Annotated in this window: 14 protein-coding genes and 1 riboswitch; of the genes, 7 read left to right on the top strand and 7 right to left on the bottom strand. The window is 42.1% G+C overall.

All coding sequences use genetic code 11. From position 1 onward, the window contains the following. The first annotated feature begins 339 nt into the window (after window positions 1-339). Both BM126_RS07010 and BM126_RS07015 read left to right on the top strand, forming a co-directional pair. Complete coding sequence (locus tag BM126_RS07010) at window positions 340-669, top strand: DUF948 domain-containing protein (RefSeq protein WP_090988837.1); 330 nt, start codon at window positions 340-342, stop codon at window positions 667-669. Window positions 670-1170: 501 nt separating this feature from the next. Further along, complete coding sequence (locus BM126_RS07015) at window positions 1171-1734, top strand: YhcN/YlaJ family sporulation lipoprotein (RefSeq protein WP_090988838.1); 564 nt, start codon at window positions 1171-1173, stop codon at window positions 1732-1734. Between the two features lie 170 nt (window positions 1735-1904). Here BM126_RS07015 and BM126_RS07020 read toward each other — a convergent pair whose 3' ends face one another. From BM126_RS07020 to BM126_RS07030, 3 genes are all read right to left on the bottom strand, one after another. Next, window positions 1905-3092 carry a D-alanyl-D-alanine carboxypeptidase family protein gene (locus tag BM126_RS07020; RefSeq protein WP_090988839.1) on the bottom strand — a complete coding sequence of 396 codons (1188 nt, stop codon included), beginning with the start codon at window positions 3090-3092 and terminating at the stop codon, window positions 1905-1907. Between the two features lie 600 nt (window positions 3093-3692). Then, window positions 3693-5141: an amino acid permease gene (locus tag BM126_RS07025; RefSeq protein ID WP_090988840.1), complete on the bottom strand. Its 1449-nt coding sequence runs from the start codon at window positions 5139-5141 to the stop codon at window positions 3693-3695. 82 nt (window positions 5142-5223) lie between these two features. Next, window positions 5224-5405, bottom strand: a riboswitch (Lysine riboswitch). A 144-nt stretch (window positions 5406-5549) separates the two neighbouring features. Next, on the bottom strand, window positions 5550-6512 hold the full coding sequence (locus BM126_RS07030; RefSeq protein ID WP_090988841.1) for a LacI family DNA-binding transcriptional regulator: 963 nt from the start codon (window positions 6510-6512) through the stop codon (window positions 5550-5552). Window positions 6513-6836: 324 nt separating this feature from the next. Between BM126_RS07030 and BM126_RS07035 the strand changes: the two genes are divergently transcribed. Together BM126_RS07035 and BM126_RS07040 are read left to right on the top strand one after the other, a co-directional pair. Continuing rightward, on the top strand, window positions 6837-8012 hold the full coding sequence (locus BM126_RS07035) for an FtsW/RodA/SpoVE family cell cycle protein (RefSeq protein WP_090988842.1): 1176 nt from the start codon (window positions 6837-6839) through the stop codon (window positions 8010-8012). 189 nt (window positions 8013-8201) lie between these two features. After that, window positions 8202-9287, top strand: coding sequence for a GGDEF domain-containing protein (locus BM126_RS07040; protein ID WP_090988843.1), 1086 nt, complete (start codon window positions 8202-8204; stop codon window positions 9285-9287). Window positions 9288-9354: 67 nt separating this feature from the next. Here BM126_RS07040 and BM126_RS07045 read toward each other — a convergent pair whose 3' ends face one another. Further along, on the bottom strand, window positions 9355-9693 hold the full coding sequence (locus BM126_RS07045) for a spore coat protein (protein WP_090988844.1): 339 nt from the start codon (window positions 9691-9693) through the stop codon (window positions 9355-9357). 26 nt (window positions 9694-9719) lie between these two features. Further along, window positions 9720-10001, bottom strand: coding sequence for a hypothetical protein (locus BM126_RS07050; protein WP_090988845.1), 282 nt, complete (start codon window positions 9999-10001; stop codon window positions 9720-9722). Window positions 10002-10170: 169 nt separating this feature from the next. Between BM126_RS07050 and BM126_RS07055 the strand changes: the two genes are divergently transcribed. Further along, on the top strand, window positions 10171-11085 hold the full coding sequence (locus BM126_RS07055) for a proline dehydrogenase family protein (protein WP_090988846.1): 915 nt from the start codon (window positions 10171-10173) through the stop codon (window positions 11083-11085). Window positions 11086-11248: 163 nt separating this feature from the next. Here BM126_RS07055 and BM126_RS07060 read toward each other — a convergent pair whose 3' ends face one another. Further along, entirely contained in the window at window positions 11249-11377 is a 129-nt protein-coding gene (locus BM126_RS07060; RefSeq protein ID WP_083392113.1) for a YuzL family protein, read from the bottom strand. 218 nt (window positions 11378-11595) lie between these two features. On the opposite strand from BM126_RS07060, the gene BM126_RS07065 reads away from it, so the two are divergent. Next, window positions 11596-13986 carry a 3-hydroxyacyl-CoA dehydrogenase/enoyl-CoA hydratase family protein gene (locus tag BM126_RS07065; RefSeq protein WP_371261425.1) on the top strand — a complete coding sequence of 797 codons (2391 nt, stop codon included), beginning with the start codon at window positions 11596-11598 and terminating at the stop codon, window positions 13984-13986. 25 nt (window positions 13987-14011) lie between these two features. Here the strand turns inward: BM126_RS07065 and BM126_RS22750 are convergent, their stop codons facing one another. Further along, window positions 14012-14140, bottom strand: a complete 129-nt coding sequence (locus BM126_RS22750; protein ID WP_256213004.1) for a hypothetical protein — start codon at window positions 14138-14140, stop codon at window positions 14012-14014. Window positions 14141-14173: 33 nt separating this feature from the next. Between BM126_RS22750 and BM126_RS07070 the strand changes: the two genes are divergently transcribed. Beyond that, window positions 14174-15352, top strand: a complete 1179-nt coding sequence (locus BM126_RS07070; RefSeq protein ID WP_071351305.1) for an acetyl-CoA C-acetyltransferase — start codon at window positions 14174-14176, stop codon at window positions 15350-15352. Window positions 15353-15391: the final 39 nt, after the last annotated feature.

Genomic DNA, 15391 nt, shown 5'->3' on the forward strand with positions numbered 1-15391 from the left:
AAGCAAAAAGCCGGGACTTGTTCTTCCCGGCTTTTTTTCTGCGTAATTTTTCTGCAGTTCTTGTTTTTTGCCTGAAAGAGTGGGTAAATATATGTAATGAGTGAATGCACAGCAAAGGTTCATTCAGCCGGTGCAGGGCAGCTTTTTAAGGTTGTGTGAAACGGCTGATATATGCACTTGATTTTTGGATTGAAAGCTGCTTAAATCCTTAGGGGATTAAAGCGAAGCCCGCATGAACCAATAAGCTGGGCAAAGGCGTTTGTACAGATATCAGCTGGAAAGCTGGGACAGAGCCTTTTCTTAAAGTGAATAAAGATTTTTGCAGAAGGAGGATAAAACATGATTATTGTTTACGCAAGCATCATTCTGGTTGCAGGATCTTTAATATATCTGGCTATATCTGCCATAAAGACATATAAAGACACAAAACCAGCTTTAGCCAGCTTGTCGGAAACTGCAGGAAGGATGCAGGCTAAAACCCAGCTCATCAAAACGGAGACAGATAAACTAACCGAAACACAGCAGGAAATTGCAGAGGATATGGAATACAAAAAGGAAGCGGTCCAATACACTATGGATTCTGCTAAAGCTTCTCCAGAATCCTTTAAGCAAATCTGGAAGGCAGTAAAAGGAAAGAAAAAAAGGCATCCTTCTGTACGTATGAGATAAACAATAGCAGTATGAATGGTTTTGCAGGCACCTCTACAAAGAGGTGTTTTTTTATTTGCGGCAGTAGCATTCCCGCGTGGCTTATGGTTAGGCCCCAAGGATGGGGGTCACAAAGACGCTGCCGCAGGACGCGGCGTTCTTAGTCTTTGATCCGCTAGAGGCGCTTGTGCTTTTTATGTAATCCAGCTGCAGCGCCTAGCCTCTCGAGGTCATAAGTCACATCAGAATTGAAGGGAAGAGCACCCTTCTATTCTGATGCGCCTTATGCTTGTCGAGGCTTTCGAGGCGCTTACGCTTCTTATGTAATCCAGCTACAGCGCCTAGCCTCTCGAGGTCATTAGTCACATCAGAATTAAAGGTAAAGAGCACCTTCTATTCCTGCGCTTCTTATGCATGTCGGGGCTTTCGAGGCACTTCGCTTTTTTTTCCATTTTTTCGCTGAATATTTAATTGGAAAAGACGGATAGTAAACATATAAACATTATAAAGGAGTGAAGGGAAATGAAGTTTGCTGTAGCAGCAAGCGGTGCTTTGGCGCTTTTTATCGCTGGGTGTGCCGCTGATCATAATAATGATGGAAAAAGAAATCTGGGGTTGAATACAAGCAACCATAAAGACCGCAATAACACGATGGATGTCAGGAATACTGGAGACAATAACCGCCCTGATATCATGAATAATGATAATGTAAATAATGGCAACGATAATCAGATGACAAATCGTCATGACAATGATTACAGCTTCTCTGATAAAGTAGCTAATCGTGTGGAAGCACTGAAAGACGTCAAGCATGCAAGAGTAGTCCTGGCAGACCATACTGCATATGTAGGTGCCGTGCTGGCGGATAGGAATGTTAAAGATGTGACTGGCAGCCTGGAAAATAAGATAGCAGATCAGGTTAAAGAAAGCGACAAATCTGTTGACAAAGTTTACGTGTCAATCAACCCGGACTTTGTTCAGCGTTTGGATAATTATTCCGATGATTTCCAGAACGGGAAACCTGTAAAAGGATTTGCAGATGAATTCAGCCAGACAATCAAGCGCGTCTTTCCTGATGCAAGATAAAATAAAAAGCGGCAAGCCAAGTACCTTTGGTTTAGCCGTTTTTTTTTTGCTGGTTTTGTTTCTTTCTCCTGCTGCAGCAGCCTCTTGGGGAGGTTAGGGTAAGCCAGCACTTTGAAGCTGAATGAAGCACAAAAAAGAAGATCACTTTGATCTTCTTTAATATACCTGCTTTATTTGTTTTTTTGCTTTCTTTTCCTGATCGATTTAATAATGATCGCCAATATAACGATGATAATAACCCATATCGCTATTGACCAGAGAGAGAAAAAAGCATGGCGTGCTGGCGTGGGCTTTGAATGAGCGTTTTTTAGATCCGGCTTTTCCTCAGCATATGCAATATGCTGGAGATTAAAAGATTGGATAACCTGACCCACTTGGTTTTTTATAGAAAGTTTTCCGTCTTTCATAGCTAAGACTTTTGGATGATCAGCTTTGGCCTGTGTATAATAAACATCATTTTTTAATGAGTAGGTTTTGTCAGCCAGTTTAAACTTTTCGTTTTTATTTAGCTTTGCTGTCACAAAATGATTGAAACCATAATCCAGCAGTTTTTCTGTATCTAGATAAGCATTTTTTGAAGAATTATTTTTCAATGTGACTGCAATCAAATCGAGCTGGTTTCTGTGAGCTGTAGTTATCAGAGTATGCCCGGCCTGGCGAACATAACCGGTCTTACCGCCTGTGATACCTTCATATGGGAATTCGCCTTTTAGAAGCTTATGATGGGTAACCAGTGTCGTATCCCAGGTTTTAACATGCCAAGGCAGTTCTTTAGTTCCTATAAAGGTCCTGAAATCAGGGTTCTGAAGTGCGAACCTGGTGATTTTCGCAAGATCCTCTGCTGTTGTTACATGCTGAGAATTGAAGAGACCATGCGGATTGGTAAAGTGTGTGTGCTGAACATGCACTTCACTCTTCAAGAAATGATTGAGGTCAATGGCAAATTGCTTCTCACTGCCAGACAGATGCTCAGCAATTGCATCTCCCGCATCATTGCCAGAGTTAATCAAAAAACCTTCGATAAGCTTTTTTAGCTGTATCTTTTCGCCTTTTTCGATATATACGGAAGAGCCGATTTCATTAGCAGCCTTCTCGCTGACCGTAACAAGTTCTCTTGGGTCTGCCTTTTCCAGTGCGTAAATGGCTGTTGCTACCTTTGTCAAACTGGCAGGATACATTTTTTGCTCAGCATTTTTGCCGAATAGAATTTTTCCGGTTTTAGCATCCATTACAACGCCAGCGCCGCTTGTGATGGCAGGAGCTGTTAGTGATGAAGCCTCAGAATGGGTTACAGAAGCCGAAAAAATGAAAATAAATGTGAAAAATAAGATGCGCAAGGGGTTCATATATCTGCTCATGTCTCTTCTCCTGATGTTTTTTTATTTAATCCTTCACCATCATAAGGCAAAACGGGAAGGGGAAATGGCTGTGTCACTATTTATATTGAAACTGTAATCCTTCCTTAATGCCTCCTTAATAATTAAGGAGGATTCCCTCATAATATGAAGTATTTGGGATTTTTACGGAGCAGCCTTTTTTAGTCTTTGCCATTTGTGCCGGATCTATTTCCGCTTATGGAATTAATTGCGGCAGTGCTTTAAGTTCGTTAACCATGCTGCTATGAAAAAAGGTGGCTGGACTTCGCTTTTAGGATGTTCGCTTTCCGCGAAGGCGGTGAGCATCCCCTGCTGCGCATCTAAGCAGGAGTATGCCAAATAAAAAAGGAAAAGCATTCGTGTACAGCACATGGCTAATAACGAATGCTTTTCCCTGTGTAATTTTTTGGCTCTTTTCTTAAAGGTTGTTGTTATTTAGTAAGTTTTCGAGGCAAATCTATTGTTAAAGCAGGTTGATTGGAGCATCCTGTAGCGGAAATCAACCCCTTGTTCCATAGCAACAAAGTGTACGAAAACAGCCAATTTTTTTAAAAACCTGATTGGATATAAAACGCTTATTTCTTAAAGTTCATTTTCAAAATCGCACTCTTTCAAAGGAACCATCTTTGTTTTGTAAATGTATTTATGTCCAAGCCAGAATATAAGAAAAAGCGGAAGGCCAATATAGGAAACTAATGCACCGCTCCAGTCAATGGAACTGCCAGTGAAGGCGGTATAGTTTTGCCCTAATATAATCACGATGCAAATGATTAGGGCAAAAAGCGGTCCAAATGGGAACCATTTTGAACGGTAGGGAAGTTCATTTAAATCTCTTCCCTGAGCCACATACGCTTTTCTGAAGCGATAATGGCAGATTGCGATTCCGACCCATGCGATGAAGCCTGACATGCCTGAGGCATTCAGAAGCCAGATATAAACGGCTCCGTCGCCAAAGAATGTCGTCAAGAAAGCAAGTGTACCGACAAGTGCAGTTACAATCAAAGCATTTACCGGAACGCCTCTTTTATCTAGCTTTCCTAAGAAGTGCGGGGCCTTTCCTTCGCGGGCCATGTCCCATAGCATCCTTGTAGAGGCATACATTCCTGAATTGCCGGCTGATAAAACAGCTGTCAGTATGATGGCGTTCATGAGGGAGGCCGAGAATGCCAATCCTGCTTTTTGGAAAACTAATGTAAATGGACTGACAGCAACATCGCTGCTTAAAAGACTGCTATTGGTATATGGGATAATGAGCGCGATCACCAGGATAGCCAGTATATAAAACAGAATAATACGCCAAAACACCTGGCGGATTGCTTTAGGTATGGTTTTTCGGGGATTTTCACTCTCGCCCGCTGCAATTCCTAAAAGCTCTGTTCCCTGAAAAGAGAAGCCTGCTGCCATAAAGATGCCAAGGATAGTCAGGAACCCTCCGTGGAAAGGTGCGTCTCCAATTGTGAAATTACCGAAACCAATGGCTTTGCCGCCCATAATTCCAAAAATCATTAAAGATCCGACAATAATAAAGATAATGACAGTTATTACTTTAATCAAAGAAAACCAAAATTCAGCTTCTCCAAAACCCTTAACGGATAGATAATTTAAAAGAAACATGATGATTAAACAAATGGCGCTCCAAAGACTTGAAGGAGAGTCAGGAAACCAGAATTTCATAATAAGCACTGCTGCAGAAAGCTCAGCTGCTATAGTAATTGCCCAGTTATACCAGTAGTTCCAGCCAAGCGCAAATCCGAAAGCCGGATCCACAAATTTATTAGCATATATCCTGAATGATCCGGCGACAGGCATAAAGGCTGCCATTTCAGCCAGGCCAGTCATAAGGAAATACACCATAATGCCAATAGCTGCATAAGCTGCCAGGGCTCCGCCGGGTCCTGCTGTATGGATGGCTCCGCCGCTTGCTAAAAAGAGCCCTGTGCCAATGGTGCCGCCTAGCGAAATCATACTGAGGTGTCTTGCCTTCAGTCCTCTTTTTAGCTGGTTATTTTGGTTCTCCGCTTGCTTTGTCATGTATTACACTCCTTTAGATTTGGAAGAAAACACAAAAAACAGCCGTCGAAAAAGATCGACGGCTGTATATCCGTGTAATCCTTCCGAAGATAGCTCCCCACGTTCAAAAAAACGTGACAGTGATGTTCCTATTCGAAAACATCTCCAGAGTGGAAAAACAGGAATGGTTCCACTCTTCGGCAGCTTATCCTTTTTAACGGAGTCTTTAATATTCACTGTATCTCGTCCGTTATACTGATATAAGCCGCAGCCTCTACCTCATCGGTTAATGAGGAATATTCAATTAAGTCCGGCAGTGATGCCGGTTTGATATGTTAGCAGTATAAATGAGTTTTTGTGATTCTGCAATAGTTTTATTTTACCTTTCATGCGATTAAATCAATTCCTGTAAAATTCGGAAGATGCCGTTTAAACCGATTTCCTCTCGATAAGCGTGTAATCCAGCTTAACTTGCCGGGTTTCAGTTTGGCTGCTAAGAAGCTCAAAGGACGTTATTCCAATCTGTTCTAGCGGCAGAGAAACGGTTGTAATGTCCAGCATTTTTGAAATATAGTTATTGTCAAATCCAACAATTGCTAATTGTTCTGGTATCTGAATTCCTGATTTTCTTGCTGCAATCATACAGCCGGCTGCAGCTTCATCATTGGTGATGATCAAGGCATCAGGCCTGTTATTCAGCCTGCTCCATTTATGAAAAAGTTCTTCGCCGTCCTTCATGGTATAGCAGCCTTCGAATATCCAGTTTTCCTGGTACTCTGCCTCATATTTTTGAATCATATCTCTATAGGCCTTATTGCGCTGGGAGCTATTTCTGCTGTTTTTTCTTCCAAGGCTGTAGCCGATTCTTTTATGCCCTTTTTCTGCTAAATGCATGAGTGCGCAGGAAAAGGCTGCATAGTGGTCAATGCTAACCGATGAAAAAGCTTTCTGTGACGTATCTTCGCACAAAATGATTGGCCCGTAAGCCAGGTATTCCATTAATAAGGAAATATCGCTGCTTCTTGAGCAGATGATTACACCATCAAGCTGTTTCATTTTCAGCATTTCCAGGGCTTCCTGCTCTTTTTCCTTTACATAATCCGTCTGGAAAATCACCAAATGGCAGCCGGCCTCCTGGGCCTTCTTAGAGATTCCCTCAATGATTCCCCCGTAGTAAGGGTGGTTGGAATAAGGGCTGACAACCCCAATTAAATTGGTTTTCCCCCGGGAAAGGTGGACTGCATTTATATTCCTGGAATATTGAGATTCCTCAATAGCACGCAGGACTGCTTCTTTTTTATCATTCCTTACATAAGGGTGATTATTGAGCACCCTTGAAACTGTTGTCACTGATACTCCAGCGAGCTGTGCAATTTGCCGGATATTTGCCATTTTATCACCATTCTTTTTTTGCTCTTACTCATATTTTACCTGATGTTAAAAGGCTCTGCCAGAAAAGGGTCAATCAATCGTGCTGGTTGGCTGGGGCGTAAGGTGTGAGCCGGGAAGTGAGTCTCCGCGAAAAGGAGCCTTCTTCAGAAGAATTACAGCCATTTGTTCAATATCAGCATTGTTTACGAAAACTATCTCACGGGAAAAATAAGAAAAAATATCCAGGTCTATATATTGTTGAGATTTTGTCTGATTAAAGTATAATGAGAAGGTGTATTTTAATTGGATTATTTGCGTTGTCCTCTTTAAGGGAGAGTTATCATCATGAAATCAGAAAAAAATGGTTCCACACGATTAGATTACGGCTTGGCATTTATATTATTTCTTATGTTTATAGCTAGTGCTATTTCCATATACAGTGCACAGAAGTCAGGGCAGTATCATGGCGAAAACTTTTTGTTAAAACAGATTATCTGGTATGGAGTAGGAGCAGGTTTAATCGCTGCTACCATTACTCTTGATTCTGATCAGTTAAAGAAAATATCCTGGTATACATATGGCTTTGGGATTTTTCTCCTTATTTTAATTATTGTTGCACCTGAAAGCATAGCTCCGCACATTAATGGTGCTAAAAGCTGGTTTAAAGTCCCGGCAATGGGTTCTTTGCAGCCTTCGGAGTTTATGAAAATATTTCTGATCATGGCACTGGCGAATGTCAGTTCAAACCATCATCTTAAAAATCAGGTTAAGACCCTCCAGACAGATTTTTGGCTGCTTATTAAACTCGGACTCGTAACGCTCCTTCCTTTGGCATTAATCATGCAGCAGCCTGACCTTGGGACATCTCTTGTATTAATAGCAATTTTATCAGGAATGGTGATTATTTCAGGAGTCACCTGGAAAATTATCGTACCGATTTTTTCTGGAATGGCAGCTTTTGGATCACTGCTCATTTATCTGGTTTTATGGCAGCCAAAATTATTGGATAAGTATCTTGGAGTACATCAATACCAATTAGGTAGGATTTATTCATGGGTCGATCCATACAACTACCAAAGTAACGAAGGTTTTCAGTTAACAAAATCTCTATTGGCGATAGGTTCTGGCCAGACGACAGGGAAGGGTCTGAACGGGCGTGAGGTCTATCTTCCAGAGGGCCATACAGACTTCATTTTCACCGTAATAGGAGAAGAGTTCGGATTTATTGGCTCAAGTATCGTAATCAGTTTATTCTTTTTGCTTGTTTATCACATTACGAAAATAGGAATGGATACCAAGAACAATTTTTATACGTACCTCTGTGTAGGTGTTATCAGCATGATTACCTTTCACGTATTCCAAAACATTGGAATGACAATCGGTGTCCTGCCGATCACGGGTATCCCTCTTCCATTCATTAGCTATGGAGGAAGCTCCCTGATGGGCAACATGCTTGGCATGGGGCTGATCTTCAGCATCCGTTATCATTATAAAAAATATATGTTCTCAACTGACTCCTAATCGGCAGAGTCTGTATGTTAGGAAGGCAAGCGCATTTTATGTGCTTGTCTTTTTTTTTGCTGCGAGAGCTGGACAGGCGCTTACGCTTTTTTGTGTATTTTGTAGTGGGTTTTTAGGCTTGTTTTTGGGTTTTTTATCCTGTTTATCAGGGTACTATATACTATTCGGGAACAGCGGGAGGACAGGTACATGTACATGAATGGGATCAGGAAAAAACACCTTGGAATTTCTCTCCCTTTTGATATTATTATTTTGATTTTAATAGATGCCACGGCGGCGGTATACGGAGAAAACAACGGGCTTGTATGGCTGCTGTTCGTTCTTTTGCATATTGTCTGTGCTGCAGGTTATTTAAATAGACGTTCCATCCAAAAGTCAGGTCTTCTTGAACCATGCATACCAGGCGGATATGGAGTTACGGATGCGGAGGGGAAGTTCCTTGCTCTTAATGCAGCAGGAAAACAAATTCTTGGAATAGAAAGCGGAGAAGGGTTTGCCGGCATCTGGGATGTTACAGACAGAGACGGCAAGGTCAAAAACACTCGCCATGTTCTCCTCGGACAGGAAAAACATGCAGCAGGACAAAAAGAAATTATAGGCCTGAAAAGCAAAAAAACTGGGCGTATTGAAAAGTGGCTTATTGTTCAGTGGCAGCCCTTTTCAGCTTCTTCAGGCAAAAGCAGAACTGCTCTTTCTTTTACAGAAATCACTGAAGTCATGAGGGTGGATCATTTATTAAAAGAGAAGAATAAGCAATTGCAGAATCTTTCACTGACAGATGGTTTAACGGAGATTCCCAACCGCCGTTACTTTGACATTCTTATTAAAGAGCATTGGAGGGAAATGAAGGATAAAAAAAGTGAACTTTCATTAATCATGCTGGATATCGATTGCTTTAAAAGCTATAACGACACTTATGGCCATATTGAAGGTGATGCCTGTTTAAGAAGCACGGCTAAGGCTTTAAAAAAAGCTGCGGGCGAAAAAGGAACAGTTTTCAGGTACGGCGGGGAGGAATTTGCTGTTCTTTTACCGTATACAGACTACCGTTCTGGGAGGGAGCTTACTGAAGAATTGATGTCTGCAGTTGAAAATCTCCGGATCATCCACGAATCATCATTTCATAAACCTTATGTGACAGTCAGTGCAGGAATCGCAACTATAAGGCCAAATATGCACGAAACTCTCCAGGATTTCATACAGCTTGCAGATGACCGGCTATACGAGTCAAAGAGAAACAGATCTTATAGGACAGAATCTGTTCTAACTAAATGAGCTTTAACATAAAACAGGGCGCCAAGTCTACCTTGGTGCCCTGTGCAAGTTATTTAAGAAGATTATGCTATTGAAGCTCCTGCTGGCTGTAGGGAAGCTGGTTTTTATAACCAGTAAACTGCTGAAAGGATTGGCTTATTTTCTGAGGTTCCGCTTTTTCAAGAGAATACCATCCCATCTCGAACATTAAATTATACAATGTACGCTGCATATCCTTCGCCTCAGTAGAAATGTTTAACAATTCGTTGTAAAGCCCTGAATGGCTGGCTTCATTTAATGCAATAGAATATGAAGAATTAAAATACTTTTCTGTAGTCAGCATATCATTTAAAAAGTCGCGATCATTCATTTGAGTTGTCTTTGAAACGGATGTTTCCGGGTTTTGAATCTTATTCTGATCTGGCATCTTAGATTCTCCTGTTCTATAAATGTTTATTGCAGCTGATTTCCGCTTGATTGCTGTCCCTTATTCAAATGTGAAAGGATGGTTTCATAGTGGCGCTGATGCATTTGACCACATTGATTCAGTGCCTGCACCACTTTCGGGTTCTGGGACTGTTCGGCGAAGAAGCGGGCCTTTTTTACGGCCAGCAGGTTCCAGGTGAGCATGTCTGTCAAATACATGGCATCTTTTGAAGATAAAATTTGGGGCGGCTGCTGCATGATTTGTGCACTGGCGCCTTGCTGGTTTTGATTCTCATTTTGCTGTTGCATGGTTTTACCTCCTTGGCAAATTCATTCCTCTATAAACTTCCCTGTTCCCCGTGGTATATACCTCAATAATTTGTATCCAAATATAGTTTTAAATGATAAAATAATGGTGTCGAAATTTTGGTTATTTTCTGTTTTAATAAACTATAAACCGTTTTCAGGGGGATGCAGTATGGAACAAACAATGAGGAATTTTTTTCTCTTTTTATCTAAAAATAGAGGCTTGACCAAGATGGCCAAAAGATATGGTTTGAGGTTCGGCGCTTCCCGATTTGTAGCAGGAGAAACAGTTGAGCTTGCTTCAGAAGTTATAAAGGATTTAAATAATAAGGGGTTGTCTGTAACTATCGATTATCTTGGAGAATTTGTGGATAATGAAAAGGAAGCCAATGAAATGGCGGATAATTGCATTGTGGCAATCAAGGAAATCGGCAGGCGCGGACTGGATTCTCAGCTTTCTCTTAAAATGACATCTATGGGTCTGGATATAAATGAGAGCGTTGTCATGAATAACATGAGAAGAATCCTGGAAGCGGCAAAGGAAAATCAAGTGTTCGTTACGATTGATATGGAGGATTTCGCCCGATGCGGAATAACAATTGATATTTTCAAGAAGCTTAAATCAGAATACGATAATATTGGCACAGTCATCCAGGCATATCTTTACAGGACTGAACAGGATATTAAAGATCTAAATGAATACAGCCCAAATCTCCGTCTTGTAAAAGGTGCGTATAAGGAATCACCTGAGGTAGCTTTTCCGGAAAAGAAGGATGTAGATGATAACTACAAAAAAATCATAAAAATGCATCTTCTGAACGGAAACTATACAGCAGTTGCCACCCACGATGATGTTATAATTGAGTACACCAAAAAACTGGTAAAGGAATATAATATTCCGAACGACCAGTTCGAGTTTCAAATGCTGTTTGGCATCCGCAATGAACGGCAGCTTGAACTTGCTAAAGAAGGCTATAAGATGCGTGTGTATGTCCCATATGGAACAGACTGGTACGGATATTTCATGCGGCGCCTGGCAGAGCGGCCTGCCAATGTTGCCTTTGTATTAAAAGGAATTTTTAAATAAACTTTTAAGGGAAAAGCCAGGCTGCCATAAGCATGGCTTTTCCCAGATAAAACGGGAGCTTCCCCGCTTTGTAGCTTAACGGTAAGCGGGGGATGACTGTCCGGAGCTTCCGGCTCTGCTATCCGTCAAAAGAAGCCTGATGTAGGATATTGGCTTCTTCAATTTATCTTTTATACTGATTGTTCTGGCTGTTCACCTTATTTTTCCCGCCTTGCTCCGGTGATGGACCGGCGTTTCCTTTTACGCTTGCAGCACTTACTGCAGCCTTTGTGGGATCTTGTTTTCTTTTCATGCTATTCACCTCGCGTTCAATTATAGTTTCTGCAGGGAAGCCGGCAATCATGAGAGGAAGTTATTTTCAAAAAAGCGGACAATAAATTCAAATTTTCTGGTATTTTTTGATTGCGGAATTTTCTAAAATATTCTATAGTTATTATAGGGAAAATGAATTTATATTTTTTTGCGAGAAAAATGAATGAGCATTCATTCAATACACTTCGTAAGGGGGATATGATTTTGGTTCGTCAAATACGAAAGGCTGCAGTTCTTGGTTCAGGAGTAATGGGATCAGGAATTGCTGCACACCTTGCTAACATCGGCATTCCAACTTTATTATTAGATATTGTTCCTCGGGAGCTTTCTGAGGATGAAAAGAAAAAAGGCTTAACCCTGGAGGATAAACAGGTACGCAACCGGATCAGCCAAACAGCCAAGCTTAAGCTTCTTAAACAGAAACCGGCTCCATTGACTGCGAAAAAAAATCTCGCTCTTATTGAAGCAGGAAACCTGGAAGATGATTGGGAGCGCCTCAAAGATATTGACTGGGTCATTGAAGTTGTCGTTGAAAATCTGGAAGTCAAAAAAAATGTTTTTTCAAAAGTAGATCAATACCGCAAGCCAGGAAGCATTATAAGCTCTAATACTTCAGGGATATCAATTGAAGCTATGGCAGAAGGCCGTTCAGAGGACTTTCAGAAAAATTTCCTCGGCACCCATTTCTTCAATCCGCCACGTTATTTAAAGTTGCTGGAAGTGATTCCTACTCAATTCACAGATCCTGAAGTGCTGTCATTCATGAAGCAATTCGGTGAAGATATATTAGGCAAAGGCGTTGTAGAAGCAAAAGATACACCAAACTTTATTGCGAACCGCATTGGTACATACGGGCTATTGGTGACTGTCCGTGAAATGCTTGAAGGCGGCTATAGCGTAGGTGAAGTGGATTCGGTAACTGGCCCGATGATCGGAAGGCCGAAAAGTGCTACATTCCGAACTTTGGATGTTGTAGGTTTAGATACTTTTTCACATGTTGCCAAAAATGTGTATGACCAGGTAGATGGAGCAGAAAAAGAAGTTTTCCGATTGCCTGATTTCATGAAAAAAATGCTTGATCAAGGATGGCTTGGAAGCAAGTCCGGACAGGGCTTCTTTTTGAAAAAAGGCAAGGAAATCCTGGAGCTGAATCCTGAAACACTTGAATATGAAGAAAGAAAGAAATTAAAAACAGCATCGACAGAATTAAGCAAGCAGGCTAAAGGCGTCCCTGCAAAAATGAAAGCGCTTGTATACAGTGAGGACCGTGCCGGCCAGCTTTTATGGAATGTATTAAAACCTGTGCTCCTTTATTCTGCTGAACTCCTTGGTGATATCGCTGATGATATCCTTGCCATCGACCAGGCTATGAAATGGGGATTCGGCTGGTCAATGGGACCATTTGAAACATGGGATGCTATTGGCCTTGAAAAATCGGCTGCAAGGATGGAGAAAGAAGGCCACACTGTGCCGCAGTGGGTAAAGGATATGGCTGGAAAAGGATTTGAATCTTTTTACAGGCAGGAAGCTGGAGAAACCTCCTATTACAGTAACGGAGAATACAAGGAGATCACTGAGAATCCAAAGGTGATCAATCTTAAAAAAATAAAACAGCAAAATGGAGTAATCAAGAAAAACAGCGGTGCAAGCCTGATTGATATCGGAGATGGTATTGCATTGCTCGAATTTACGTCCCCTAATAATGCAATTGGACTTGATATTATCCAGATGATTAACTACGCAGTGGATGAAGTAGAAGCGAATTACAAGGGGCTTGTAATCGGGAATCAGGGGAAAAATTTCTGCGTAGGCGCCAATATCGCCATGATGCTCATGGAAGCGCAGGATGACAACATCTTTGAATTGGATATGGTAATCAGCCAATTCCAAAAAGCGATGCTGAAAATTAAATATAGCGCAAAACCTGTAGTAGCAGCTCCTTTCAATATGGCTCTTGGAGGAGGAGCGGAGGTTTGCCTGCCTGCAGCACATATTCAGGCCTCCACTGAGACGTATATGGGGCTTGTGGAGGTCGGAGTTGGATTAATACCTGGAGGCGGAGGCACAAAAGAGCTTTATTATAAGCATCTGAAGAGCATGCCGCATGGAGTCGAATTTGATCTTCAAAAGGTAGCCAACAAAGTGTTTGAAGCAGTAGCCATGGCTAAGGTATCCACTTCAGGAGATGAAGCGCGTGAAAATAATTTCCTGAATTTTGCTGACGGCATTAGCGTCAACCCTGATCATTTGCTGTATGATGCCAAACAGGCAGCACTGTCGCTGTATGAATCTGGATATACAGCTCCTGCGAGGGTGAAGATTCCTGTAGTCGGTGAAACAGGATATGCTGCCCTATTATTGGGAGCAGAGTCGATGCGTCTTACAGGATTTATTTCTGATCACGATATGAGCATTGCCAAGAAATTGGCCTACGTACTTGCTGGAGGCAAGGTGCCATATGGTACAGAAGTTGATGAACAGTACCTGCTTGATCTGGAAAAAGAAGCATTTTTAAGTTTGATAGCACAGCCTAAATCTCAGCAGCGGATGCAGCATATGCTCCTTAAAGGCAAGCCGCTGCGCAATTAAGGTTAATGAAGAATGAAAAAAATGATTAACTAACTAAAAGCGCTGGTTTATGTGCAGGCAGAAGTTTCAGCGGGAAGAAAATCGGCTGGGCAGCAAAGAATCCTTTGTCTGCTGCAGCCGTTCCATGCTGATTCAAGGAGTCTGAACCATTCAATCAGGCGCTGCGTTCTAATAAGGAGGATCCCTCATGAGAGAAGCGGTAATAGTGGCTGGAGCAAGGACTCCGGTCGGTAAATCGAAAAAAGGGTCACTTGCAAACGTCCGTCCGGATGATTTAGGGGCTCTTGTAGTAAAAGAGACTTTAAAACGCGCCGGAAATTACGAAGGCAATATTGATGATTTGATTATTGGTTGTGCCATGCCTGAAGCGGAGCAAGGGCTTAATATGGCAAGAAACATCGGTGCTCTTGCCGGGCTTTCGCACAATGTGCCTGCCATCACCATTAACCGGTACTGCTCAAGCGGACTTCAAAGCATAGCATATGCGGCTGAGAGGATTATGCTTGGCCAAAGCGATACCGTGATTGCCGGCGGTGCAGAGTCCATGAGCCTTGTGCCAATGATGGGCCATGTAACCCGCCCTAATGCAAAGCTTGCTGAGACGGCTCCTGAATATTATATGGGAATGGGTCATACAGCAGAGGAAGTCGCGAGGAAATTCGGCATTTCACGTGAAGATCAGGATGCTTTTGCCGTAAGGAGCCATCAGAAAGCAGCCAAAGCGATTGCTGAAGGTAAGTTTGCTGACGAAATCGTCCCAGTGGATGTTACATTGCGATCCGTTGGAGCCGATCACAAGTTAAAAGAAAAGACCTTTCAATTTACGCAGGATGAAGGCGTACGTGAAGGAACCACTTCAGAAATCCTCGCTAAATTGAGGCCTGCATTTTCAGTTAAAGGAACTGTAACGGCGGGGAATGCTTCCCAAACGAGCGACGGTGCTGCAGCGGTCATGGTGATGGACAGCGAAAAAGCTTCTTCATTAGGACTGAGTGCGATGGGCAGGTTCAGATCTTTTGCTGTTGCCGGGGTTCCGCCTGAGATTATGGGAATCGGCCCGGTTGCCGCTATCCCAAAAGCCCTCAAGCTTGCTGGACTTGAGCTATCTGATATTGGGTTATTTGAGCTGAATGAAGCATTTGCTTCACAGTCCATTCAAATCATCCGCGAACTTGGCTTGAATGAGGAAATCGTCAATGTGAACGGGGGCGCAATTGCTCTGGGACACCCGCTTGGATGTACAGGTTCAAAGCTGACTCTAAGCCTGCTGCATGAAATGAAGCGCAGAAATACACAGTTTGGAGTAGTGACCATGTGTATTGGCGGAGGTATGGGTGCTGCAGGAGTATTTGAGCTTATCGGGTAATGTGTTAAGAAAACGTCTAGATTAATAGATATTTATTTC

Source organism: Bacillus sp. OV322 (genome assembly GCF_900112495.1).
Lineage (GTDB): Bacteria > Bacillota > Bacilli > Bacillales > DSM-1321 > Peribacillus.

Coding starts and splice junctions, on each gene's coding strand:
- BM126_RS07025 (WP_090988840.1), bottom strand. CDS start 5,141: ATGACAAAGCAAGCGGAGAACCAAAATAACCAGCTAAAAAGAGGACTG.
- BM126_RS07010 (WP_090988837.1), top strand. CDS start 340: ATGATTATTGTTTACGCAAGCATCATTCTGGTTGCAGGATCTTTAATA.
- BM126_RS07055 (WP_090988846.1), top strand. CDS start 10,171: ATGGAACAAACAATGAGGAATTTTTTTCTCTTTTTATCTAAAAATAGA.
- BM126_RS07020 (WP_090988839.1), bottom strand. CDS start 3,092: ATGAGCAGATATATGAACCCCTTGCGCATCTTATTTTTCACATTTATT.
- BM126_RS07030 (WP_090988841.1), bottom strand. CDS start 6,512: ATGGCAAATATCCGGCAAATTGCACAGCTCGCTGGAGTATCAGTGACA.
- BM126_RS07045 (WP_090988844.1), bottom strand. CDS start 9,693: ATGCCAGATCAGAATAAGATTCAAAACCCGGAAACATCCGTTTCAAAG.
- BM126_RS07060 (WP_083392113.1), bottom strand. CDS start 11,377: ATGAAAAGAAAACAAGATCCCACAAAGGCTGCAGTAAGTGCTGCAAGC.
- BM126_RS07035 (WP_090988842.1), top strand. CDS start 6,837: ATGAAATCAGAAAAAAATGGTTCCACACGATTAGATTACGGCTTGGCA.
- BM126_RS07015 (WP_090988838.1), top strand. CDS start 1,171: ATGAAGTTTGCTGTAGCAGCAAGCGGTGCTTTGGCGCTTTTTATCGCT.
- BM126_RS07040 (WP_090988843.1), top strand. CDS start 8,202: ATGTACATGAATGGGATCAGGAAAAAACACCTTGGAATTTCTCTCCCT.
- BM126_RS07065 (WP_371261425.1), top strand. CDS start 11,596: ATGATTTTGGTTCGTCAAATACGAAAGGCTGCAGTTCTTGGTTCAGGA.
- BM126_RS07070 (WP_071351305.1), top strand. CDS start 14,174: ATGAGAGAAGCGGTAATAGTGGCTGGAGCAAGGACTCCGGTCGGTAAA.
- BM126_RS07050 (WP_090988845.1), bottom strand. CDS start 10,001: ATGCAACAGCAAAATGAGAATCAAAACCAGCAAGGCGCCAGTGCACAA.